At 72.1% G+C, this 23,173-nt stretch carries 15 protein-coding genes and 2 tRNA genes; 12 read left to right on the top strand and 5 right to left on the bottom strand.

Features of this window, described 5'->3' with window-relative positions; all coding sequences use genetic code 11:
* Positions 1 to 37: 37 nt before the first annotated feature.
* Positions 38 to 1,696: a long-chain fatty acid--CoA ligase gene (locus ACWD26_RS04965; RefSeq protein WP_451266263.1), complete on the top strand. Its 1,659-nt coding sequence runs from the start codon at positions 38 to 40 to the stop codon at positions 1,694 to 1,696.
* A gap of 72 nt (positions 1,697 to 1,768) precedes the next feature.
* On the opposite strand, the gene ACWD26_RS04960 is transcribed toward ACWD26_RS04965, so the two are convergent.
* Both ACWD26_RS04960 and ACWD26_RS04955 read right to left on the bottom strand, forming a co-directional pair.
* Entirely contained in the window at positions 1,769 to 7,012 is a 5,244-nt protein-coding gene (locus tag ACWD26_RS04960) for a PAS domain-containing protein (RefSeq protein WP_451266261.1), read from the bottom strand.
* A 355-nt stretch (positions 7,013 to 7,367) separates the two neighbouring features.
* A complete protein-coding gene (locus ACWD26_RS04955) occupies positions 7,368 to 7,904 on the bottom strand; it encodes an SSI family serine proteinase inhibitor (protein ID WP_451266259.1) in 537 nt (178 codons plus the stop codon).
* Between the two features lie 297 nt (positions 7,905 to 8,201).
* Here ACWD26_RS04955 and ACWD26_RS04950 point away from each other — a divergent pair.
* The 11 genes from ACWD26_RS04950 (at position 8,202) to ACWD26_RS04900 (ending at position 19,191) form a co-directional block, all read left to right on the top strand.
* A tRNA-Ser gene (locus ACWD26_RS04950) sits at positions 8,202 to 8,292 on the top strand.
* Positions 8,293 to 8,488: 196 nt separating this feature from the next.
* A tRNA-Arg gene (locus tag ACWD26_RS04945) sits at positions 8,489 to 8,561 on the top strand.
* 61 nt (positions 8,562 to 8,622) lie between these two features.
* Entirely contained in the window at positions 8,623 to 8,844 is a 222-nt protein-coding gene (locus ACWD26_RS04940) for a hypothetical protein (RefSeq protein ID WP_451266257.1), read from the top strand.
* A 123-nt stretch (positions 8,845 to 8,967) separates the two neighbouring features.
* The gene (locus tag ACWD26_RS04935; RefSeq protein ID WP_451266255.1) at positions 8,968 to 9,114 is read left to right on the top strand and encodes a hypothetical protein; all 147 of its coding nucleotides are present in this window, start codon (positions 8,968 to 8,970) and stop codon (positions 9,112 to 9,114) included.
* Positions 9,115 to 9,241: 127 nt separating this feature from the next.
* A complete protein-coding gene (locus ACWD26_RS04930; protein WP_451266253.1) occupies positions 9,242 to 10,129 on the top strand; it encodes a DUF2797 domain-containing protein in 888 nt (295 codons plus the stop codon).
* A 301-nt stretch (positions 10,130 to 10,430) separates the two neighbouring features.
* Complete coding sequence (locus tag ACWD26_RS04925; protein WP_351409347.1) at positions 10,431 to 11,171, top strand: response regulator transcription factor; 741 nt, start codon at positions 10,431 to 10,433, stop codon at positions 11,169 to 11,171.
* A complete protein-coding gene (locus ACWD26_RS04920; RefSeq protein WP_451266251.1) occupies positions 11,168 to 12,853 on the top strand; it encodes a HAMP domain-containing sensor histidine kinase in 1,686 nt (561 codons plus the stop codon). The genes ACWD26_RS04925 and ACWD26_RS04920 overlap by 4 nt, the downstream gene beginning before the upstream one ends.
* Before the next feature lie 26 nt (positions 12,854 to 12,879).
* Positions 12,880 to 14,415, top strand: coding sequence for a glycosyltransferase (locus ACWD26_RS04915; RefSeq protein WP_451266249.1), 1,536 nt, complete (start codon positions 12,880 to 12,882; stop codon positions 14,413 to 14,415).
* Positions 14,412 to 16,670, top strand: a complete 2,259-nt coding sequence (locus ACWD26_RS04910) for an ArnT family glycosyltransferase (protein WP_451266247.1) — start codon at positions 14,412 to 14,414, stop codon at positions 16,668 to 16,670. Before ACWD26_RS04915 ends, ACWD26_RS04910 begins: the two co-directional genes overlap by 4 nt.
* A 142-nt stretch (positions 16,671 to 16,812) precedes the next feature.
* Complete coding sequence (locus ACWD26_RS04905; protein ID WP_451266245.1) at positions 16,813 to 18,297, top strand: MFS transporter; 1,485 nt, start codon at positions 16,813 to 16,815, stop codon at positions 18,295 to 18,297.
* A 132-nt stretch (positions 18,298 to 18,429) separates the two neighbouring features.
* Positions 18,430 to 19,191 carry a TetR/AcrR family transcriptional regulator gene (locus ACWD26_RS04900; protein WP_451266243.1) on the top strand — a complete coding sequence of 254 codons (762 nt, stop codon included), beginning with the start codon at positions 18,430 to 18,432 and terminating at the stop codon, positions 19,189 to 19,191.
* On the opposite strand, the gene ACWD26_RS04895 is transcribed toward ACWD26_RS04900, so the two are convergent.
* From ACWD26_RS04895 to ACWD26_RS04885, 3 genes are all read right to left on the bottom strand, one after another.
* Positions 19,192 to 19,662 carry a PPOX class F420-dependent oxidoreductase gene (locus tag ACWD26_RS04895; protein WP_451266241.1) on the bottom strand — a complete coding sequence of 157 codons (471 nt, stop codon included), beginning with the start codon at positions 19,660 to 19,662 and terminating at the stop codon, positions 19,192 to 19,194.
* Between the two features lie 63 nt (positions 19,663 to 19,725).
* On the bottom strand, positions 19,726 to 20,571 hold the full coding sequence (locus ACWD26_RS04890; protein WP_451266239.1) for a YceI family protein: 846 nt from the start codon (positions 20,569 to 20,571) through the stop codon (positions 19,726 to 19,728).
* An 83-nt stretch (positions 20,572 to 20,654) separates the two neighbouring features.
* Complete coding sequence (locus tag ACWD26_RS04885; RefSeq protein ID WP_451266237.1) at positions 20,655 to 23,171, bottom strand: MFS transporter; 2,517 nt, start codon at positions 23,169 to 23,171, stop codon at positions 20,655 to 20,657.
* Between the last annotated feature and the right edge of the window lie 2 nt (positions 23,172 to 23,173).

The raw sequence follows: 23,173 nt of genomic DNA, 5'->3' as shown, positions 1-23,173 counted from the left end.
TACCACCGCGTAGGCAGAGCCGCCCCGGGAGGACGCCGTGCTGAGCACCATGCAGGACGTACCGCTGTTGATCTCCAGGATCCTGACCCATGGGTCGAGCATCCACGGGACGTCGCAGGTGATCACCTGGACCGGTGAGGGTGAGCCCCACCGCCGTTCCTACGCCGAGATCGGCGCCCGCGCCGCACAGTTGGCCCACGCTCTGCGCGAGGACCTCGGAGTCGACGGCGACGAACGCGTCGCGACTCTCATGTGGAACAACTCGGAACATGTCGAGGCGTACTTCGCGATCCCCTCCATGGGCGCCGTCCTCCATACCCTCAATCTGCGGCTGCCTCCTGAGCAGCTCGCATGGATCGTCAACCACGCCGCCGACCGGGTGATCATCGCCAACGGTTCGCTGCTCCCCCTCCTCGCGCCGCTCCTCCCGCACCTCAAGCCGGTGGAGCACGTCGTCGTCTCCGGGCCCGGCGACCGGTCGCTGCTCGCCGGAGCGGGCGTCCAGGTGCACGAGTACGAGGACCTGATCGCCGGCAAGCCGACCACGTACGACTGGCCCGAGCTGGACGAACGCACGGCCGCGGCCATGTGTTACACCTCCGGCACCACCGGCGACCCCAAGGGCGTCGTGTACTCCCACCGTTCGATCTATCTGCACTCCATGCAGATCAACATGGCCCAGTCCATGGGTCTGACGGACGCGGACCTCTCCCTCGTCGTCGTCCCGCAGTTCCACGTCAACGCCTGGGGCGTGCCGCACGCGACCTTCATGACCGGCGTCAACCTGCTGATGCCGGACCGGTTCCTGCAGCCCGGCCCGCTCGCCGAGATGATCGAGACGCAGAAGCCGACGCACGCCGCCGCCGTCCCCACCATCTGGCAGGGCCTGCTCGCCGAGCTGGCCGCCCGCCCGCGCGAGGTGGGCTCGCTCACCCAGGTCACCATCGGCGGCTCGGCCTGCCCGCCCGCCCTTATGGAGGCCTTCGACAAGCTGGGCATGCGCGTCTGCCACGCCTGGGGCATGACGGAGACCTCCCCGCTGGGCACGATCGCCCGGCCGCCGGCCCACATCGAGGCCGGCTCGGAGGAGGAGTTCGCGTACCGCCTCACCCAGGGCCGCTTCCCCGCATCCGTCGAGGCCCGCCTCACGGGCCCCGGCGGCGAACGCCTGCCCTGGGACGGCGAGTCCGCCGGTGAGCTGGAGGTCCGCGGCCCCTGGATCGCGGGCGCGTACTTCGGCGGTCAGGGCGCCGAACCCGTCCGCCCCGACGACAAGTTCAGCGAGGACGGCTGGCTGAAGACGGGCGACGTCGGCACGATCAGCCCCGACGGCTTCCTCACTCTCACCGACCGTGCCAAGGACGTCATCAAGTCCGGCGGCGAGTGGATCTCCTCGGTCGAGCTGGAGAACGCCCTCATGGCCCACCCGGATGTCGCCGAGGCCGCCGTCGTGGCCGTACCGGACGAGAAGTGGGGCGAGCGCCCCCTCGCCACGGTCGTGCTGAAGGAGGGCTCGACCACCGATTTCGAGGCCCTCCGCTCCTTCCTCGCCGACGACGGCCACATCGCCAAGTGGCAGCTGCCCGAGCGCTGGACGATCATCGAGTCGGTGCCGAAGACGAGCGTGGGCAAGTTCGACAAGAAGGTACTGCGGAGGCAGTACGCGGAGGGCGCGCTGGACGTGACGCAGATCTAGGACGCGTCTCGGTGAGGTGATGTGGGGCGGTGTTTCACGTGAAACACCGCCCCACATCCGTTCGTAACGGGCTCAGTTCGTACCGACTCGTGCCAACAGGTCGACGATCCGGGTCTGTACCTCGGGGCTCGTCGAGCGCTCCGCGAGGAAGAGGACCGTCTCGCCCGAGGCCAGGCGGGGGAGTTCGGACGGGTCGACGGCGGCGGTGTAGACGACGAGCGGGGTGCGGTTCAGCTGGCCGTTCGTCCGCAGCCAGTCGATGATCCCGGCCTGGCGGCGGTGCACCTGCAGCAGGTCCATCACCACGAGGTTCGGCCGCATCTGCGCGGCCAGGGTGACGGCGTCCGCGTCGGACGCGGCCCGTGCGACCTGCATGCCACGCCGTTCCAGCGTCGCGGTCAGGGCGAGCGCGATCTCCGCGTGCTCCTCGATGAGCAGGACGCGCGGCGGGTGCTGCTCGGAGTCGCGCGGCGCGAGCGCCTTCAGCAGGATGGCCGGGTCGGCGCCGTACGCCGCCTCCCGCGTCGCCTGGCCGAGCCCCGCCGTCACCAGGACGGGGACCTCGGCGGCCACGGCGGCCTGGCGCAGGGACTGGAGTGCCGTGCGCGTGATGGGCCCGGTCAGCGGGTCGACGAACAGGGCGGCCGGGTAGGCGGCGATCTGGGCGTCCACGTCCTCGCGGGAGTTCACGATGACGGGCCGGTAGCCGCGGTCGCTCAGCGCCTGGTGCGTCGTCACGTCCGGCGCGGGCCACACCAGCAGCCGGCGCGGGTTGTCCAGCGGCTCCGGCGGCAACTCGTCGTCCATCGGCTGCGGATGCGGCTGGTCGGGCACCTCCACGGCGCCCCCGGGGCCGTCCAGCGGTTCGGGACCTTCGGCCGCGTTCTCGTCGGGTGCCCCTATGGCGTACGAGCGCCCGGCCCCCTCCGTACGGCCCGTCAGCCGCGACTGCCCGGCGAGGGACGGCTGTGGCGGGAGCGGAACCTGCCCGGTCGGCGAGGGCTGCGGCGGCAGCGGGACCTGCCCGGTCGGCGAGGGCTGCGCCCCCTGTGCCGGTGACTGCTGCGGCTGGGCCGCCTGAGCGGGGAGCGGGGTCTGGCCGGTGCCGCCCGCGGGTGTGGACTGCGGGTGCGGGCGCGCGCCCGTCTCCGGGCGGTCGGTGCTCGCCTGGGGCGGCGTACCGAGCTTGCGGCGCCTGCCGGAACCACCGGGCTGGTTCGGCGCGGGCGTGGCTCCGGTCTGGGGTTGCGCCTGGGGGCCGCCCTGGCGGGCGAACGGGACGCCCTGCCCGAGCGTCCGCACGCTGATCGCCCGTCCCTGGGTCGAGTTGATGTCGACGGCAGCGGGAGCCGAGGGGGTGGCAGCGGGGGCCTGAGTCGTCGGCACGGCCTGGCCTTGTGCCCGGGCTTGGGCCGGGGCCGCGGCTTCGGCGGGCAACGGCTGCGCGGCACGCGGCTGCACGGCGACCTCAGGCGGCAGCGGGGTGCCGGAGGAGGGGGTGGACTGCGGGGGCAGCGCCGTCTGAGGGGCGGCTACGGGGATGCCTGCGCCGGAGGCCTCCTGGTGAGGGTCCGGCCAGGACTGGGGCTGCGGTTGTGCCTGCTGCCGGGGCGTGGCGGGGGCCGCGCCCTGAGCGGTGACGGGCTGCGGGGCACCGGGCGCACCTTGGGCGGGCACGGGCTGGGCGGCCCCTTGAACCGCCTGCACACCGTGAGCTCCCTGCACCCCGTGTACGACATGGACTCCCACGACGGTCACGGGCTGGCCGGTGGCTCCGGCCTGCGCGGGCACCAGCTGCTGGTCACCGGGGGTGCCTTGGGGCGGTACGGCGCCTTGCGCGGCGGCGACGGGTTGCCCGGGGGCGGCCTGTGCGGCCATGGCCTGCCCGGCGGCAGCCTGGGCTGCGCCGGCCTGTGCGGCTGCCTGCCCGGCTGCGGCCTGAGCGGCCAGGACGTGCCCGGCAGCCCCCTGCTGAGCGACGGGCTGCGCGGCCGCGACCGCACCCGGGACGGGCTGGCCGGGAGCTGCGACTGCGGCCTGCGGCGGCACGGGCCGGCCGGGAGTGGCGGCGGCGCCTTGTGCGGGCACGGGCTGCGGGCCGCCTGGAGCGCCCTGCGCGGCAACGGGCTGCGGGCCACCCGGAACGCCCTGTGCGGGCACGGGCTGGGCGGCGCCGACCGGCACAGCCTGCGCGGTCACCGGCTGACCCGGCCCTACCTGCGGAGGAACCCCCTGGGAGGGAGCGCCCTGGACCGGCCCCCCTTGCCCAGGCACCACCGTGGCGGCGCCCTCACCCTGCTGGGCAGCGGGCTGCTGCCGTACCGCCCGGCGGCGGCCGGTCGGGGTCGGCACCGGATGCGGCTGCGGCGGTGTGTGGTCGTCGGCCGGGTTGTGCGGAGCGGCGTCATGGCGACCGTCGTCGACACCCCCGGCCGGAGCCCCGGACACCTGCCCAGCGGTCACTTGGCCCGCACCACCCGCACCAGGGACCTGACCGGCACCCGGTGCCTGAACCGCGCCGACCACATGACCCGCCCCTGCTGCCTGACCCGCATCCGGCCCGGCGACGCCACCCGGCGCCCCCGTGCCACCCTGAGCGACCTGCTGCGCACCGCCGGCGGCCTGCTGCCCAACCCCGTTGGCGGGCACGGGCCCTCCGGCAAGCATGTCGCCACCCGCGGGCACCGCTCCCCCGACAGGCACGGGCCCACCAGCGTGAACCGGCCCACCGGCGGCGGGAAGCATCCCGCCGGGCGCGGCGCTCGCACCCTGGCCGCCCTCACCCTCGTACCCCTCCCCGCCCTGCGCGGGCGCGGTGGGGACAGTGGTCCCGGCGGGCAGCGGCATGGGCATGGGCGCACCCGGCATTCCCTGCGCACCCGGCGCACCCGGCCCCGCAGGGACCGGCACGGGCCCGAGCCCGGCGGCCTGGCCGTAGTCGGGTCCCCGGTCGGCCTCGGCCGGCGGCAGCGCGAAGACCGCTCGCGCGCCCGGCTCGGGAGCGGCGGCGGCGCGCTGCTCCGCCTGGGCGAGCGCGCGACGACGGCGCCCGGTGGGCTGCTGTGCGCCGCCCGCCTCGCCGGACGCGGCGTCGGCCGCGGTCGCCCCGGTGACCGGACTCGGCCCCGCGGGCAGCGCCGGCGGCAGCGCGTTCTGTGCGGGCTCTCGGCGCGCGCGCCGCCCGCCGGGCGTGGGCACGCCCTGCGGCGGCACCGTCCCGCCCAGTCCGTTGGCGGCGGCAGCGGCACCCGCCGCGTGCTCGGCCGCCGTGACGACCGCACCCTCGGCGGCCACGGGCTCACCGCCGGCCTCGCCCGAGGCCGCACGTCCACGCCGGCGCCCGGTACCCCCGGCGCCCTCGCCGTCGGCACCCTGCGCCGACCCGGAACCCTCCCCGGCCCCGCCCGCCGCGTCCTCGGCCCGCCGCCTGCGCCGCCCGGTGGGAGCGACGGCGGCCTCCGCCTCGCCACCCTCCGGCGCGTCCTCACTCTCCAGGAACGCGTCCACCGACGACCGCCGCGCCCGCCGCCGCCCGCCACCACCGGCGGCCTGCTCGTGCAGGGAGACCTCGGCGCCTGTGGCCACGGCCCCCGACCCGGAGTCGGCCTCGGCCTCGACGACCGCGGCGGGGAGCGCCTGGGCGGGCACCGCCCCGGCACCGCCACCCAGCGGAACCTCCAGCACATACGCGCTGCCGCTCATCCCGGGCACCTCGACCGTCTGGAGCACACCGCCGTGCGCCCGCACGATCCCCTGGACGATCGGCTGGTGCACCGGGTCTCCCCCGGCGTACGGCCCGCGCACCTCGATGCGTACGACCTCACCGCGCTGGGCGGCCGCCACGACGACCGTGTTGTCCATGTAGCCGCCGACGGACATGGGCGCGTTGCCCGTCGCGTCGACACCGGCCACGTCCGCGACGAGGTGGGCGAGCGCGGTCGCGAGCCGCGTCTGGTCCACCTCGGCCTCGATGGGCGGCGCGTGCACGGCGAACTGCACCCGCCCCGGCCCGACCAGTTCCACGGCCCCGTCGACCCCGGCCGCCACGACCGCGTCGAGCATGACGGCCGTACGGACGAGATCGTCCTCGCCCGCGTCGATCCGCTGGTAGCCGAGCACGTTGTCGATGAGGGTCGTGATCCGCGAGTACCCGGCGGTCAGGTGGTGCAGGACCTGGTTGGCCTCGGGCCACAGCTGTCCGGCGTCGTCGGCGGCGAGCGTGCCCAGTTCCCCGCGGAGTTGGTCGAGCGGTCCGCGCAGCGAGGTGCCCAGCACGGCGAGCAGCTGCTCGTGCCGCGCGGCCAACGCCTCGTACCGGTCCTTCTCCCGCTCGCCGAGCGCCGCGTACCGCTCGTCCCCGGCGGCGAGTTCCTCGGCGTGCTGCTCGCTCAGCTCGGCCAGCTCGGCGGCGTGCTTCTCCCGCACGCTCTCCAGCTCTTCGGCGTGCTCCTTGCCGAGCCGCTCCAGCTCCTCCGCGTGCGCCTCCGCCTCGGCGTCCTTCTCCTCGGCGAGTTTGTCGTACGGCCGCCGGTCGGTGAACGTCATCACCGCACCGACGAGCTGGTCCCCGTCGCGCACCGGCGCGGTTGTCAGATCGACCGACACCTTCTCGCCGTTCTTCGCCCACAACACCTGCCCGCGCACCCGGTGCTTGCGCCCGGACCGCAGGGTGTCCGCGAGCGGCGACTCGGTGTACGGGAAGGGGGAGCCGTCCTCGCGCGAGTGCAGCACGAGCGTGTGCAGCTCACGCCCTCCCAGGTCACTGGCCCGATAACCCAGTATCTGAGCGGCGGCCGGATTGACGAGGACGATCCGTCCGTCCGTGTCGGTCCCGACCACGCCCTCGGACGCGGCCCGCAGAATCATCTCGGTCTGCCGTTGCGAACGCGCGAGTTCGGCCTCGGTGTCGACAGTGCCCGAAAGATCCCGTACGACCAGCATGAGCAGCTCGTCATTGGCGTAGCCGTAACCGTCGTACGCCTGCTGGCCGTTCTCCAGATTCGCGCTTGTGACTTCGACCGGGAAGTCGCTGCCGTCGGTCCGGCGGGCGGTCATACGGGTCGGCTTGGTCCGCCCCGTCGGGTCCATGGTGTCGGGCCGGCGCATGGATCCCGGGATGAGCCGTGAGTCGAACTCCGGCAGCAGATCGAGCAACCCGCGCCCGACCAACGCGGTCCCGGGGGCCTCGAAGGCCTCCAGCGCGATCGTGTTGGCGTTGACGACGGTCCCGTTGGCGTTGACCAGGAGCAACGCGTCGGGCAGCGCGTCCAGTATGGCTGCGAGGCGAGCAGCGCCTCGGGATGGCCTGCTGCTCACGAGACGCTTCCTCCCTGTTACCGCACCTTGCCGACCGCTGGGGCCATGGCCATCTTGCCAACCGGCCCGCGACGTGTCACGCGAGGGAGTCTACGGGCAGAGGTTGCGCTCGCGACGCCGGATGAGAGGGAGGTCGCACACCGAATATCCGGAGATGCCGTGACGGTGCGGACGGGGGTGCCGTGACCGTGTGTTTTGCCGGACGGCATTGCCGACGGCACATATGTACGGCCTGTGCGCGGCGCCCGGGGGTGCTTGTCGTCACGCTCGCCGCGTGGCTCGATTCCGCCCCTCCCCTGCCCTCCTGTTCCCCTCTTCTACTGTCGGGTCGGCGGTCGTCGCCTCCACGCGGCGCCTACACGCGGAGGTCGGGCAGTACGGGCACCAGCGCGTCCCAGCGGGCGATCTCGCAGCCGTTCCCGCGGTCGAAGCGGGCGTCGACGCGGCGCCCGGCCCAGGTCCCGGTGACATACGCGGTGGCCGGGCCGCCGTACTGCATCGTGCAGACGGTGCCGGGGCGCACCGGCGCGAACGGGTCCGTGCCCCACGTGGTCCGCCGGTCGAGCCTCCCGCACGCCTCCCGCACGGCCGGGTGGCTGCCCCCTTGCGGATGGCACCGCAGCTCGAACGTCCCGTCCGCTCCGCCACCCGCCTCCCGGACCGTGACGGTCAGCCGGTCGCCGGGGACGGCGGCGGGCAAGGGCGGCGACGGCCGCGACACCGCCTCGGCGGCGTACGCGTCCGGTGCGACCGGCGCGAGCGTGCCGGCGGCCGCCGTGGCGAGCGAGGCGGCGGCACCGAGGAACAGCCGGCTCAGCGCGGCCGGACTCCTCTCCGGCGTGACGGCCTGACGGGGCGAGGCGGGGGCATGGGCGGAAGGGCTCTGCGACATGACCTGACTAACGTCACGCCCGCCCCACGGTTGCGGCGCCCCCGCTCCCCGGGCACGTGTCCGCCTTGCCCCGACGTCGCCCCGCTCCCCGTGGGCACGTGTCCGCCCCGCCCCGACGTCGCCCCCGCCGCGGCCCCCGACCCCCCTCGGGCGACCTCCCTCGCACCGCTCCCGACGTGCCATACGGCTTTGCCCTGCGGCCTCTGCGCCTAGTACCGTGGGAGGCGATTGGTGACAGCCCACTCGGCTGTGTCATCATCTGCACGCACCACTCGCGCTCGCGCGGGGGGTTGTGCTGGAGGCGTCGCCTAGTCCGGTCTATGGCGCCGCACTGCTAATGCGGTTTGGGACTTCAATCCCATCGAGGGTTCAAATCCCTCCGCCTCCGCGCTTGATCACCGAAGCCCCGGTCCAGCGGACCGGGGCTTCGTCGTTCCCGCGCCCCCGCACCCCCTCGCCAAGGTGTTTCCGCAGGTCACAAGGGCTATGGCAAACGGATTTCACATGGCGACGGCAGTCATGTAATGTTCTTCCTGTCGCCGCGAGCGGGCCGAAAGGGCCAGGAGCGGCAGAGAACAGAACAAGCACTCGTAGCTTAACGGATAGAGCATCTGACTACGGATCAGAAGGTTGCAGGTTCGAATCCTGCCGAGTGCACCCACAGATCGAGGGCCCCGGAGAGATCCGGGGCCCTCGGCGTTGGCCCATACTGGACTCAATGACAAAGTCCAGTGCACCTAAGCGCTATCTGCCCACCAGTCCCTTCAAGGCTCCCGTCGCACCACCTCTCAAAGAGTTCGCCGTGGGTGACCAGGTCACCCATGACATGTACGGCCTCGGCCGGGTGATCGGTATCGAGGACGGCATCGCGGTGCTCGTCGACTTCGGTTCCGCGCGACAGCGGATCCTGAGTCCGTACACGAAGATGAGCAAGCTGTAGGACCGCCGTGCCCGGTCCCGGCACGCCAGGCGCCTCGACGGCCCTGTACCGAATGGGAGACCTCTCATCGAATCGACTTCGCTGTTCTCCGCCCCGGAAGGGGCGACCCGTCATGCCGTCGCGGTGTCGCCACCGCCGACGACGACCCCCTTCCAGGCCCCGGACTTCGGGGAGAGCGACCTCTTCCTGATCGAGAACGACCTCTTCCTGGACGAGGGCGAGCAGGCGTCCGCCCCGGGGGTGGGCGCGGCTCGCCGCAGGGCCGGCTAGCCCCGGTCCCCCTGGCGTCGGCCCCGTTCACCCGTCCGTAGCCCGAGCTCGCGGTCCAGCCCGCGGCTCGCCCCGCGTTCGCGCTGGTCGAGGCCGTTGTCAGTGGTGCCCTCTAAGGTCGTGAGGGATGGCACGCGTGTGGAGATGTACGGGGCTGCGGTGGGGCGGGGACGGGCCACTGCTGGGCTGGGAGGGCGGGCGGGGGAGCGCTCTGCCTCGGGGGAAGGTGGTGGCGTTCGGTGTGGTGAGTGCGGGGCGGCGGATCTGCGTCGGAGCCCGGGGGAATGCCTGTCCGGTGCGGGCGGGGGTGCCCGGCCGGAGTACCGGGGCTCGGTGTGAGGAGTGTGCGCGGCTCGACCGGGCCCACTCCGTGGCCGCCGACACGATCGCCGATGACCCGCGGCCGTATCACGTGTATCTCGCCTGGTTCGGGCCCGGGATGGTGAAGGTCGGGATCACGGCGGTCGAGCGCGGGCCGACGCGGCTGCTGGAGCAGGGGGCGGTCTGCTTCGCGTGGCTCGGGCGGGGGCCGCTGATGGCCGCTCGGCGGGCGGAGGAGGTGCTGCGGGCCGCGCTCAAGGTGCCGGACCGGATTCCGTACGCCGAGAAGAGAGGCGTGCGGGCCGGCCTGCCGGACATCGAGGAGCGCGTCGGGGAGCTCGCGGTGCTGCATGGGCGTGCCCTCGCGCTCCACGGATGGCCCGAGTCGTTGGAGCCCTTGCCGTTCCAGGCCGTCGATCATGTCGAGGTGTTCGGGCTCGATGGGTTGCCGGCCGCCGACGGTGTGGTGAGTGAGCTGGTCCCAGGTGGGGCCGTGGGCGGTGCGGTGCTTGCCGTCGCCGGGCCCGATCTGCATCTGGCCACCGGGCAGGGCGTCGTCGTCCTCGATACGCGGCTCATGACCGGGTGGGAGCTGACCGCCCCGGACGGGGAGGCCGCTCGTGACGTGGTCACCGTGCCCGTACGGGAGTTGCCGGGCCGAGGGAGCGGGAGCGTGCAGGACGGGCTGTTCTGAGGCACGGCTGCGTGAGGGCAGAGGGCAGAGGGCAGAGGGCGAAGCATGACGGCGCTTGCATAAAGGTGGGGTCAGAGCGGGGCCGTACCGCCTGGTTCCGGTGGCCGTGAAGCTGTGGCTTCTCGGTGTGGCGGCCTGGGGAATGCCGTGGGCACGATCAGAAAGGTGCTGGTCGTCGGGGGTGGTGTCCGAGAAGTCGGGGATCTTCCCAAGGGCTGCCTGAGAGGCGCCTGTGCGTTTCTCAGAAAAATCACAGGTTCCGGAAAGGGTGTTCTCAGGGGGCCTCGACAAGGTGTCCAGCATGACCACGACCTCGCCCCAGGGGCGCACCGAACTGCTGAGGCCGGACGGGAGCCCCGTCCGAGTGCTTGTGGTGGACGACGAGCTGTCGATCACCGAACTGCTGTCCATGGCCCTGCGCTATGAGGGATGGCAGATCCGGAGTGCGGGTGATGGCACGGGTGCCATCCAGACCGCCCGGGACTTCCGGCCCGACGCCGTCGTCCTCGACATGATGCTGCCCGACATGGACGGGCTGACCGTCCTCGGGCGGCTGCGGCGTGAGCTGCCGGACGTGCCGGTGCTGTTCCTCACCGCGAAGGACGCGGTCGAGGACCGGATCGCCGGGCTCACCGCCGGCGGTGACGACTACGTCACCAAGCCGTTCAGCCTCGAAGAGGTCGTGGCCCGGCTGCGCGGGCTCATCCGCCGCTCCGGCGCCGCCGACCGCCGCTCCGACTCCGTGCTCGTCGTCGGTGACCTCATGCTCGACGAGGACAGCCACGAGGTGTCGCGCGGCGGGGCGAACATCCACCTCACCGCCACCGAGTTCGAACTGCTGCGCTTCCTCATGCGGAACCCACGGCGGGTGCTCAGCAAGGCGCAGATCCTCGACCGCGTGTGGTCGTACGACTTCGGCGGGCAGGCCAACGTGGTCGAGCTCTACATCTCCTATCTGCGGCGGAAGATCGACGCCGGACGCGAGCCGATGATCCACACCCGGCGTGGGGCCGGCTATCTGATCAAGCCCGCCGCGTCATGAGCGGGCGACGACGAACGCGTACGCAGAGGCAGCAGAAGCCGAGGCTGGGGCGAGGACAGCCGCGCACGCTGCGTACGCGGCTCGTCGTCTCCGCGGTGGCGTTGATCGCGGTGGTGTGTGCCGTCATCGGGACGGTGACCACGGTCGCGTTGAGCGAGCATCTCAACGACCAGCTGGATGAATCGCTCAGCGAGGTGGTCGGACGGGTGGCGGGCGGTCCCAAGCCAGGGGAGGACATCCAGCGCAAGCCCGAGGGCATTCCGGAGAAGGAGGCCAAGAAGCCCAACCTCTCGGAGACCGTCACCCGAGGGCCTCAGCAGGTGATCGGCACCATCGCCGCCAAGGTCGAGGGCAACGCCGTCACCGACGCCATGTACAGCAAGCCCTCGACGGACGACAACGGAGCCACGGACGCCATCGCGGTCGAGCTGACCGCGACGCAGATGGCCGAGCTGAACGCCGTCGCCAAGGACAGCAAGGCGCACACCGTGACCATCACGGGCCTCGGTGAGTACCGCGTGGAATTCCGGACCGGCAACAACGGCTCCTACTACGTGGCCCTGCCGACCACCGAGGTCTCCGACACCCTCAACACCCTCATCCTGGTCGAGGTCAGCGTCACCGCCGCCGGTCTCATCGCCGCCGGTATCGCCGGGTCCGTTCTCGTCGGCGTGGCCCTGCGCCCCCTGCGGAAGGTGGCCTCCACGGCGACCCGTGTCTCCGAACTGCCGCTGCACACCGGTGAGGTGACCCTCAACGAGCGGGTGCCGGCGGCCGAGACCGATCCGCACACCGAGGTCGGCCAGGTCGGTGCCGCGCTCAACAGAATGCTCGACCACATCCACGGCGCGCTGCACTCGCGGCAGGAGAGCGAGACGCGCGTACGGCAGTTCGTGGCGGACGCCAGTCATGAGCTGCGGACGCCCCTCGCGTCCATTCGCGGTTACGCCGAGCTGACCAGGCGCGGCAGAGAGGAGATCGGGCCCGACACGCGACACGCGCTGGGCCGGATCGAGTCCGAGTCCGGGCGTATGACCATGCTCGTCGAGGACTTGCTGCTGCTCGCGCGGCTTGACGCCGGGCGGCCGTTGCAGTTCGAGCAGACCGATCTCATCCCCCTCGTCGTGGACACCGTCAGCGACGCGCGGGTCGCGGGGCGGAGCCACAACTGGCGGCTGGACCTGCCGGACGTTCCGGCGCTCGTGTCGGCCGACGCGGCGCGGCTGCAGCAGGTGCTCGTCAATCTGCTCGCGAACGCGCGTACCCACACGCCACCCGGCACCACCGTCACCGCGCGCGTGCAGCGGCGTGGGCCGTGGATGTGCGTCGACGTCGAGGACGACGGGCAGGGCATCCCGGAGGAGCTGCTGCCGCATGTGTTCGAGCGGTTCGCGCGAGGGGACTCGTCGCGTTCCCGGGCCTCCGGATCGACCGGGCTCGGCCTCGCCATCGTGCAGGCCGTGGCCGACGCGCACGGCGGTGCCGTGACGGTCGACAGCGTGCCCGGCAGGACCGTGTTCACGGTGCATCTGCCCGCCCTGGGACGGGATGTGCCGCTGTACGATGACGCGGCGAACTGGCAGCTCGACGACGTGCACTACGACGGCGACCTCGACGTGACCGACGCAACAAACCGGCAATCGGACTCACAGGCACACCACAGTGTGAGCACACGGGCATAACAGAGCGGCTCGCGAACGTAGTTGTCATGCGAACCGACTCTTCTCCCGGCACCCTGCCGGCGCGGGAGCACCTCCCGGCCGGAAACGCCGGTACGCCTGTCCTGGACGTAGTGATCCCCGTCTACAACGAGGAGAAGGACCTCCAGCCGTGCGTCCTCAGACTGCACGAGCACCTCGCGCGCACGTTCCCGTACGCCTTCCGCATCACGATCGCGGACAACGCGTCCACGGACACCACCCCGCGGGTGGCCGCGCGGCTGGACGCGGAACTCCCCGAGGTCAGGTCCTTCCGACTGGAGCAGAAGGGGCGCGGGCGGGCGCTGCGGACCGTGTGGTCCGAGTCCGACGCGCCGGTCCTCGCCTACATGGACGTGGACCTGTCGACGGACCTCAACGCCCTGCTCCCGCTCGTCGCCCCGCTGATCTCCGGTCACTCGGACCTCGCGATCGGCTCCCGGCTCGCCCGCTCCTCGCGGGTGGTGCGCGGCCCCAAGCGGGAGTTCGTCAGCCGCGCGTACAACCTGATCCTGCGCGGCTCGCTGCAGGCCCGCTTCTCGGACGCGCAGTGCGGGTTCAAGGCGATACGCCGGGACGTGGCCCAGGTGCTGCTGCCGCTCGTCGAGGACACCGGGTGGTTCTTCGACACCGAGATGCTGGTGCTCGCCGAGCGGGCCGGGCTCAGGATTCACGAAGTGCCGGTGGACTGGGTCGACGACCCGGACTCGACCGTCCACATCGTGAAGACCGCCACCGACGACCTCAAGGGTGTCTGGCGGGTGGGGAAGGCGCTGGCCACGGGGTCCCTCGCACTGGACCGGCTCGCCCGGCCGTTCGGGGACGACCCGCGCGACCGCGAGATCCAGGACGTACCGCGCGGCCTCGCCCGCCAGCTCCTCGGCTTCTGCGTCGTGGGCGGCCTGTCCACCCTCTTCTACCTGCTCCTGTACAGCGGCTTCCGGACCTTCTCCGGATCGCAGATCGCCAACGCGCTCGCCCTGCTGGTCTCGGCGATCGCCAACACGGCCGCCAACCGGCGCCTGACCTTCGGCGTCCGCGGCCGGAGCGGTGTCGTCAAGCACCAGGCCCAGGGCCTGGTGGTGTTCGGCATCGGTCTGGCCCTCACCAGTGGCTCGCTGGTCGCCCTCAACGCGGCGACCACCGACCCCGCGCACTCCACGGAACTGGCCGTGCTCATCGCCGCCAACCTCGCGGCGACGGTCCTGCGGTTCCTGCTCTTCCGGGCGTGGGTCTTCCCCGACCGGCGCGACGGCTCCCCCACCGAGGGTTCGACCGTCGTCGCCTCGCACCACCGCGCCCCGCACGCGGCCGTCTCGCCCGTCCACCCGGCCGCGGCGACGGTACGTCCGGGCCGGCCGGGCCCGTATGGACACCAGGACCGGTTCCAGCCGATGTACACCCCGTCCACGCCCCCGTCCACGACCACGACCCCGTCCACCACCCCGTTCCGCGCCGGAGAAGCCGCGGACCGCACCTGGGGAGAGCCGACCATGCGGATGCGGCCGGTGCGCCCGCACGATCAGGATTCGAGGAACGCACGATGACCACGCAGTTCGAGACGACGAGCCGGCCGGGAGGTCCGGGCCCCGACCGGGGGCAGGACCCGGCGAGAACAGCCGTGCGGGAACCGGTGATCGAAGAAACCGCCGACACGCCCACGGCTCCCGGCTCCGGTGAGCCCGAGCAACCCCTCGGCCGGCGGCTGTGGCGGGGCCGCCCCGAGGACAACCGCTGGACACGCCTCGGCTTCCTCCTCACCCTCCTCCTAATCGGCGGCCTCTACACCTGGAACCTCACGGCCTCCGGCTACGCCAACTCCTTCTACTCGGCGGCCGTCCAGGCGGGCAGCCAGTCCTGGAAGGCCTTCTTCTTCGGCTCGCTGGACTCCGCCAACGCCATCACGGTCGACAAGCCCCCGGCCTCGCTGTGGCCGATGGCGCTGTCGGTCAGGCTGTTCGGCCTCAACTCCTTCGCGATCCTGTTCCCGCAGGTCCTGATGGCCGTCGCCACCGCCGGGGTGCTGTGGGCGGCCGTACGCCGTCGCTTCAACGCCACGGCCGGCTTCATCACCATGGCGGTGTTCGCGCTCACGCCCGTCGCCGCGCTGATGTTCCGCTTCAACAACCCGGACGCGGCCCTCGCGCTGCTGATGGCCGCCGCGGTCTACTGCACCCAGCGGGCGCTGGAGAAGGCGCGGACGAAGTGGCTGGTCTGGGCCGGTGTCGCCATCGGCCTCGCCTTCCTCGTCAAGACCCTGCAGGCCTTCCTGATCCTGCCGGTCCTCGTGATCGTGTACATCGTCTTCGCCCCGGCCCCGGTGAAGAAGCGGGTCGGCCAGGTGCTGCTCGCCGGGCTCGCGATGGTCGTCTCCGGTGGCTGGTGGGTCGCGATCGTCGAGCTGTGGCCCGCGTCGTCGCGCCCGTACATCGGCGGCTCGCAGAACGACTCCTTCCTTGAACTGACCTTCGGCTACAACGGACTCGGCCGCCTCAACGGCGAGGAGACCGGCAGCGTCGGCGGTGGCGGAGGCGGTGGCGGCAACTGGGGCGAGACCGGCTGGGACCGGATGTTCAGCTCCTCCATCGGCGGCCAGATCTCCTGGCTGATCCCGGCCGCGCTGATCCTGCTCGGCGCCGCGGTCTGGGCGACCCGGAAGCTCAAGCGCACGGACACCATCCGCGCGGCCTTCCTCCTCTGGGGCGGCTCGCTGCTGATCACCATGGTGGTCTTCAGCTTCATGCAGGGCATCTTCCACGAGTACTACACCGTGGCCCTCGCCCCCTACATCGCGCCGCTGACCGGTATGGGCGCGGCTCTGCTCTGGGACCAGCGGACCAGGTTCTGGGCGTCGCTCACCATGGCGGCGGCCATGACGGCCACGGCCGTCTGGGGTTACGTCCTCCTCAACCGCTCCTCCGACTACCTGCCCTGGCTGAAGTGGGTCGTGCTCGTCGGCGGTCTGGTCGCCGCGCTCGGCCTGGTCTTCGTCGGCAAGCCGGGGCGTCGACTGGCCCTGGCGGTCGTGGGCCTGAGCTTCGTCACGGCACTCGCCGGCCCGACGGCGTACACGCTCACCACCCTGGGCGAGGGCCACACCGGCTCGATCGTCACGGCCGGTCCGTCCGTCCAGGGCGGCCGGGGCGGCGGTCCCGGCGGCGGTGGCGGCGGCATGGGCGGTGGCCCCGGTGGCGGCGGCATGCCGGGCCAGAACCAGCAGGGCGGCCAGCAGGGCCGGCAGAACGGCCAGGGCCAGATGGGCCGGCCCCCGACCGGTGGCTTCGGCGGAGGCCAGGACAACCAGCAGGGCCAGGGCCAGCAGAACGGCAACGGCTCCACCCAGAACCAGCAGCAGAACCAACAGCAGGGCCAGGGCAACGGCCAGACCCAGAACGGTGACGGCGGTCGCACGGGTGGCGGCGGTGGCGGCATGGGCGGTCTGCTCAACGGCGCCTCCGTCAGCGACGAGGCCAAGGACCTGCTGGAGAAGAACGCGTCGGACTACACCTGGGCCGCCGCCGCCATCGGCGCCCAGAACGCGGCGAGCTACCAGCTCTCCACCGGCGACCCGGTCATGGCGATCGGTGGCTTCAACGGCACCGACCCGTCCCCGACCCTCGCGGAGTTCAAGCAGTACGTGGAGGACGGCAGGGTCCACTACTTCATCTCCAGCGGCTCCGGCGGCGGTATGGGCGGCAGCAGCGACGGCACCTCCTCGCAGATCAGCTCCTGGGTCCAGGAGAACTTCGAGTCGGTGACGGTCGACGGCACGACGTTCTACGACCTGACGCAGCCGAAGTGACGAAGGCCGCGGCTTGAACGGGGCGGTGGCCCGGGGCGAGGACGAACCCCTGGGCCACCGCCCTTTTCGTACGCCACCACCCCCGCCACTGCCACCACCACCGCTTTGTACGCCGTACAGGAACTGTTCTACGGTGTACGGCATGTCGACCCCCACCGGCCAAGGCCACCCCCAGCGCTGGCTGATCCTCGGTGTCATCTGTCTCGCGCAGCTGACCGTGCTGCTGGACAACACCGTGCTGAACGTGGCGATCCCCTCCCTCACGGAGGAGTTGGGGGCGGCCACCTCGGACATCCAGTGGATGATCAACGCGTACTCGCTGGTGCAGTCCGGTCTGCTGCTCACGGCCGGCAGCGCGGCCGACCGTTACGGCCGCAGGAAGATGCTGATCGCGGGCCTGGTGCTGTTCGGCATCGGCTCGCTGGTGGCCGGACTCGCCCAGTCCACGGGGCAGTTGATCGCCGCGCGGGCCGGGATGGGCGTCGGCGCCGCGCTGTTGCTCACCACGACCCTCGCCGTCGCCATGCAGATCTTCGCGCCCGAGGAGCAGCCGAGGGCGATCGGTATCTGGGCCGCGGTCAACGCGCTCGGCTTCGCGGCCGGCCCCCTCATCGGCGGGTTCATGCTCGGCCACTTCTGGTGGGGCGCCATCTTCCTGATCAATCTGCCGGTCACCGCGCTGGGCGTGGTGGCCGCGATCGCCCTGGTCCCCGAGTCGAAGAACCCGCAGGGCGACCGGCCCGATTTGCTGGGCGCGCTGCTGTCGACCGTCGGCATGACGGCCCTCGTCTACGCGATCATCTCGGGTCCCGAGCACGGCTGGACGTCCGGGCAGGTGCTCGCCACGGCCGCCGTCGCCGCGCTCGTCCTCGCGGCCTTCGCGTACTGGGAGAGCCGTATCCCGTACCCCATGCTCGACCTGCACTTCTTCCGCGACCGCCGCTTCACCGGGGCCGTCGCCGGCGCGGTCCTCATCACCTTCGGCATGGGCGGCGCGCTCTTCCTGCTCACCCAGCATCTGCAGTTCGTGCTCGGATACGACGCGCTGGAGGCGGGGCTGCGGACCGCGCCGCTCGCCCTGGTCGTCGTGGCGCTCAACTTCTCCGGGCTGTCGGCGAAGTGGACGGCGAAGCTGGGGATGCCGGTCTCGATCGCGCTGGGCATGGTGCTGATGTCCGCCGGGCTGGTCTCCATCGCGACGATGGCCTCCGGCGGTTACGCCGGGACACTGCTCGGGCTGGTGCTGATCGGGGTGGGGTGTGCGATAGCCAACCCCGCGATGGCGCACGCGATCATGAGTGCGATTCCGCCGGCGAAGGCGGGGGTGGGGGCCGGGATCAACGGCACGCTGGCGGAGTTCGGGACGGGATTGGGGGTGGCCGTGTTGGGGGCGGTGCTCAACTCCCGGTTCGCCGCGTTGGTTTCGGTGGCGGCGGCGTCGTTGCCTGCGGCGTTGGCGGCGGCGGGGTCTTCCCGGGAGAAGCGGGAGATCATGGACGCGTTCTCCTCCGGGCTGGAGACGAGTCTGCTGGTGGGGGCCTTGGCTGTGCTGCTCGGGGGGCTGGTGGCGGCGGGGCTGCTGCGCAGGGCGGAGAAGGGGGATGCGGAGTTGGTGGGCGCCCACTAACTCGGGGGGATCGGTGGTGGGGCGGGTGCGGGTGCGTCGTGGTTGTTCGCGCGGTTCCCCGCGCCCCTGAAAGGTGCGCTGCGCGCGCCTAGCATCGTCATCGGCGGAGAAATGTGACTCGGAAGGTGCGTCATGGGCAAGGCAGCCGGTCCGGCTGATGGGGTCCCTCGGGCCAGTGTCTGGCTGGAGGGGAAGGAAGGGGCCCGACGCGGTGGGCAGCCGTCGGGGCTGGACCGGGAGCGGATCACCGCGACGGCCGTACGGCTGCTGGACGCGGAGGGGCTGGCCAAGTTCTCGATGCGGCGGCTGGCCGCCGAGCTGAACGTGACGGCGATGTCGGTCTACTGGTACGTGGACACCAAGGACGACCTGCTGGAACTGGCGCTCGACCAGGCCTTCGACGAGATGCGGCTGCCCCCGGCCGACTCCGACGAGGACTGGCGGGACCAGCTGCGCACGCTGGCCGGGCAGTACCGGGCGGTGCTGGTCCGCCACCCCTGGGTGTCGCCGCTCGCCGGCACCTTCCTCAACATCGGCCCGCGCTCGCTCGACTTCTCCCTCGCCGTGCAGCGCGTGATCGGCCGCACCGGGCTGCCCCCGCGCGGCCAGGCCGGTGCCATCGCGGCGGTCTTCCAGTTCGTGTACGGCTTCGGCACCATCGAGGGCCACTTCGTGCAGCGCTGCGCCACCGCGGGGATGACGCAGGAGGAGTACTTCCGCCACGCCATGAGCGCGGTGTCCGACACCCTCGAACCCCGTGAGGTCATCCAGCAGTCCGCGGACCTCATGGAGGCCCGCGGCGGCGACACCGTCGAGGAGATGCGCGAACGGGACTTCGACTACGCCCTGGAGACCCTCATCGCCGGCATCGAGGTGATGGCGGGCCGGGGCTGACTACTCCCCGGACACCAGACGGGCCGGGAAGCCGCCCGTCGCCACGGGGCTCCACCGCTGGGGTGTGACCCGGATGATCGACTTCCCCTGCTTGACCATCGCCTCGCGGTACTCGTCCCAGTCCGGGTGCTCGCCGGAGATGTTGCGGAAGTACTCCACCAGCGGCTCGACGGAGTCCGGCGAGTCGATGACCTCGGCCGTACCGTCGATCTGGACCCAGGGGCCGTCCCAGTCGTCGCTCAGCACGACGACGCTCACGCGCTCGTCCCGCTTGGCGTTCCGCGTCTTGGCCCGTTCGGGATACGTGGACATGACGATCCGGCCCGAGTCGTCGACCCCGCAGGTCAGCGGGGAGGCCTGGGGGCCGCCGTCGGCCCGCCGGGTGATCAGGAGCGCGCGGTGCCGGGGCCGTACGAAGTCGAGCAGCGCTTCTAGGGAGACGGTGGTGTTGGTCGCGATGTTCCGTGGCATGGCGGTCAGCGTAGGCCCTCACCCGGCCCGCGAGCCTGCCCCTGTCATGCGTACCCAGGGTTCCTACGCCTGCGGCACGGCTTCTCCCTGCACCGCCTGCACATCCAGCTCCACCTTCAGCGTCGTACCGATCGCCGCGATGCCCGCCTGCACGACCTGGTTGTAGTTCAAGGCGAAGTTCTCGCGGTGGAGTTCGGCCGTGGCCCGGAAGGCGGCCCGGGTGCCGCCCCAGGGGTCCGCGCCCGTGCCCAGGTAGGCCAGGTCCAGGTCGACCGGGCGTACGACGCCGTGCAGGCCCAGCTCGCCGTGGACGGTCCAGCGGTCGGGGCCGGCGGGGGTGAGGCCCGTCGAGACGTAGGTGATCTCGGGGTGCCGTTCGACGTCCAGGAAGTCCGGGGAGCGCAGATGCTGGTCCCGCGTCGCGTTGCCCGTGTCGATCGAGGCCGCCCGGATCACCGCCTCCACCCGGGACTTGGTGCCCTCGTCCGGGGCCGGGGCGATCTCGATCGAGGCCGAGAAGTCGGTGAAGCGGCCGTGGACGCTGGAGATGCCGAGGTGCCGGGCCACGGCGGCGACGGACGAATGGGCGGGGTCGACGGTCCAGGGGCCGGGCGGCGGCAGTTCGGTACCGCCCTGCCGGGCCAGGACCACGGTGCCGACCTCCGCGCGCCCGCTCGCCGTCACCAGGGCGCTGGAGGCCGTCGGCGTGTAGCCGACCGCCGTGACGATCACCGTGTACGCGCCGGGCGCGAGCGGCGTGGGGTCGTGCACGCCCCCTTCGGCGTCCGCCTCGGCCCGCAGCACCTGCGTACCGGTCATGTCGGTCACCGTGACGACCGCGTGCGACACGGCCCATCCGTCCCGGGTGCGGATCCTCGCGGTCAGTCCGGTCCGTTCGGTCAGCCCCATGTTCGTCCACTCCTCAGCATGCGACCGGCCGGTGGAGCGGGGGGAGGCTCCACCGGCCGGTGGTTCAACTGTCAACTGCTCGACTACTCGCCAGGGTGGGCGAGTTCGATGTCGTGGCCGTCGACGCCGGGGCCGGCGACCGTCAGTGCCGTGGCCACGGGCGGGTACCCGGTGGCGATGACCGTGTACTCCCCGCCGTCCAGGTCGGCGAAGGCGTATGTCCCGTCCGCGCCGGTGGTGGCCGTGCCGACCACGTTGCCCGCCGCGTCGAGGAGGGTCACGCGGGCGTCGGCCAACGGCCCGCCCGGCGCCCGTACGGTCCCCTGGAGCCGGGCCCCGGCCTCCAGGTCGATCTCGATCCGGGTGACGCCGGTGCCGCCGACCTCGACGGGCAGGGCGCGCGGACGGTACCCGGCGGCGTTCACCGCGACGGTCACCGCGCCCGGCACCAGCTCGCCGAAGCCGAACTCGCCCTGCTCACCGGTGATCCCGCTGGCCAGCACGTCCCCGCGCACATCGGTCACCACGACCATGGCGTCCTTCACCGGCTGCCCGTCCCCGACGGCGCGCACGACACCGCTCAGCCCGCTGGTCCCGCTCAGCAGGATGTCGTACGCCACCGGCTCGCCGTTCACGACCACCGTGGACGCCTGCGGCTGGAACCCGTCGGCGGCCGCGATCAGGACGTACGATCCGGCGCCGGGCGCGTCCACCGCGTAGGCACCCTCGGCCCCCGCGACCGAACGGCCGAGCTGCCGCCCGCCGAGCGAGATGAGGGTGACGGCGGCCCGGGGCACGGGCACGCCCTCGGCCCCGCGCACCTGCCCCCGTACGGGTATCCCGCTGCCTCCGCCGACCGCGGGGGCCGGAGCCTCAGCCGCGGCGGAAGCGGTGGTCACCGGAGCCCGGGACTCGGCGGAAGCGGCCGCCACCGAAGCCATGACCGGAGTCGGCGACGGGTCCGGCACGTCCGTCTCCCCGCCGGTCCCCGTGGCCTTGGCCTCCGCGGCCTGGGCGAGCGCCCCGGTGGTCTTCAGCGGGACCTCCCTGATGAAGAAGGAGAAGACGAGCGCGAGGGCGGCGAAGGGGGCGGCGTAGAGGAAGACGTCCCCGATGCCGTGGCCGTAGGCGCTCTCGATGACGGTGCGGATCGGCGCGGGCAGCGCGTCCAGGTCGGGGATCTCGCCGTGGCCCGTGGAGGAACCGGACGCGCCGAGCTTGGCGAGGCCCTCCTCGGCGTAGTGCGTGATCCGGTGGCTCAGGACGGCGCCCAGCGCGGAGACGCCGATCGCGCCGCCGAGGGAGCGGAAGAAGGTGACGGTCGAGCTGGCGGCGCCCAGGTCACCCGGGGCCACCTGGTTCTGGGTGCACAGCACCAGGTTCTGCATCATCATGCCGACGCCGAGGCCGAGCAGCGCCATGAACATCGCCACGTGCCAGTACTCGGTGTCGTACCGGAGGGTGCCCAGCAGCCCGAGGCCCGAGGTCACCAGCACACCGCCGGCGAGCAGCCAGGCCTTCCAGCGGCCGGTGCGGGTGATGACCTGGCCGGAGACCGTCGAGGAGACGAACAGGCCGGCGATCATGGGGATGGTGAGGACCCCGGACATGGTCGGCGACTTGTCGCGGGCCAGCTGGAAGTACTGGCTGAAGAAGATGGTGCCCGCGAACATCGCGACACCGACGAAGAGCGAGGCCAGCGAGGCCAGCGCGATCGTCCGGTTACGGAACAGCCGCAGCGGGATGATCGGCTCGCTCGCCCTGGACTCGACGAGGAGGAAGAGGCCGAGCAAAGCCACCGTGCCGCCGACCATCGCGTACGTCTGCCACGACACCCAGTCGTACTTGTCACCGGCGAAGGTCACCCAGACCAGCAGCAGACAGACCGCGGCGGTGATGAGGAACGCGCCCGCCCAGTCGACCTTGACCTTGCGCTTGACGACCGGCAGATGCAGGGTCCGCTGGAGCACGATCAGGGCGACGACCGCGAAGGGCACGCCGACGTAGAAGCACCAGCGCCAGCCCAGCCAGTCGGTGTCGGTGATGACGCCGCCGACCAGCGGGCCGCCGACCATCGCGGTCGCGAAGGTGGCGCCGAGGTAGCCGTTGTACCGGCCGCGCTCGCGCGGGGAGATCATCGCGGCGAGGATGATCTGCGCCAGCGAGGAGAGTCCGCCCATGCCGATGCCCTGGACGGCGCGGAAGGCGATCAGCATCCCGGCGTTCTGGGACAGTCCGGCCGCGGCCGACCCGAGCACGAAGACCACGAGGGCCAGCTGGATCAGCAGCTTCTTGGAGAACAGGTCGGCGAGCTTGCCCCACAGGGGAGTGGACGCGGTCATCGCCAGCAGCGACGCGGTCACGACCCAGGTGTACGCGCTCTGCCCGCCGCCCAGGTCCTTGATGATGTCCGGGAGCGCGTTCGACACGATCGTCGACGACAGGATCGCCACGAACATGCCGAGCAGCAGCCCGGTCAGCGCTTCCATGATCTGCCGGTGCGTCATCGGGGCGTGGTCGCCACCGTGGGAGGCCCCCTTGGGGGCGCCTCCGCCGTGCTTGGCGTGAGCCCGCACACCGGCTGGTGTGGTCGTTGCCATGG

This window comes from Streptomyces sp. NPDC002787 (genome assembly GCF_053592095.1).
This window is presented reverse-complemented; position numbering and strand designations above follow the sequence as displayed.

Coding starts and splice junctions, on each gene's coding strand:
- ACWD26_RS04910 (WP_451266247.1), top strand. CDS start 14,412: ATGACCACGCAGTTCGAGACGACGAGCCGGCCGGGAGGTCCGGGCCCC.
- ACWD26_RS04890 (WP_451266239.1), bottom strand. CDS start 20,571: ATGGGGCTGACCGAACGGACCGGACTGACCGCGAGGATCCGCACCCGG.
- ACWD26_RS04930 (WP_451266253.1), top strand. CDS start 9,242: ATGGCACGCGTGTGGAGATGTACGGGGCTGCGGTGGGGCGGGGACGGG.
- ACWD26_RS04900 (WP_451266243.1), top strand. CDS start 18,430: ATGGGCAAGGCAGCCGGTCCGGCTGATGGGGTCCCTCGGGCCAGTGTC.
- ACWD26_RS04940 (WP_451266257.1), top strand. CDS start 8,623: ATGACAAAGTCCAGTGCACCTAAGCGCTATCTGCCCACCAGTCCCTTC.
- ACWD26_RS04895 (WP_451266241.1), bottom strand. CDS start 19,662: ATGCCACGGAACATCGCGACCAACACCACCGTCTCCCTAGAAGCGCTG.
- ACWD26_RS04885 (WP_451266237.1), bottom strand. CDS start 23,171: ATGGCAACGACCACACCAGCCGGTGTGCGGGCTCACGCCAAGCACGGC.
- ACWD26_RS04915 (WP_451266249.1), top strand. CDS start 12,880: ATGCGAACCGACTCTTCTCCCGGCACCCTGCCGGCGCGGGAGCACCTC.
- ACWD26_RS04955 (WP_451266259.1), bottom strand. CDS start 7,904: ATGTCGCAGAGCCCTTCCGCCCATGCCCCCGCCTCGCCCCGTCAGGCC.
- ACWD26_RS04920 (WP_451266251.1), top strand. CDS start 11,168: ATGAGCGGGCGACGACGAACGCGTACGCAGAGGCAGCAGAAGCCGAGG.
- ACWD26_RS04905 (WP_451266245.1), top strand. CDS start 16,813: ATGTCGACCCCCACCGGCCAAGGCCACCCCCAGCGCTGGCTGATCCTC.
- ACWD26_RS04925 (WP_351409347.1), top strand. CDS start 10,431: ATGACCACGACCTCGCCCCAGGGGCGCACCGAACTGCTGAGGCCGGAC.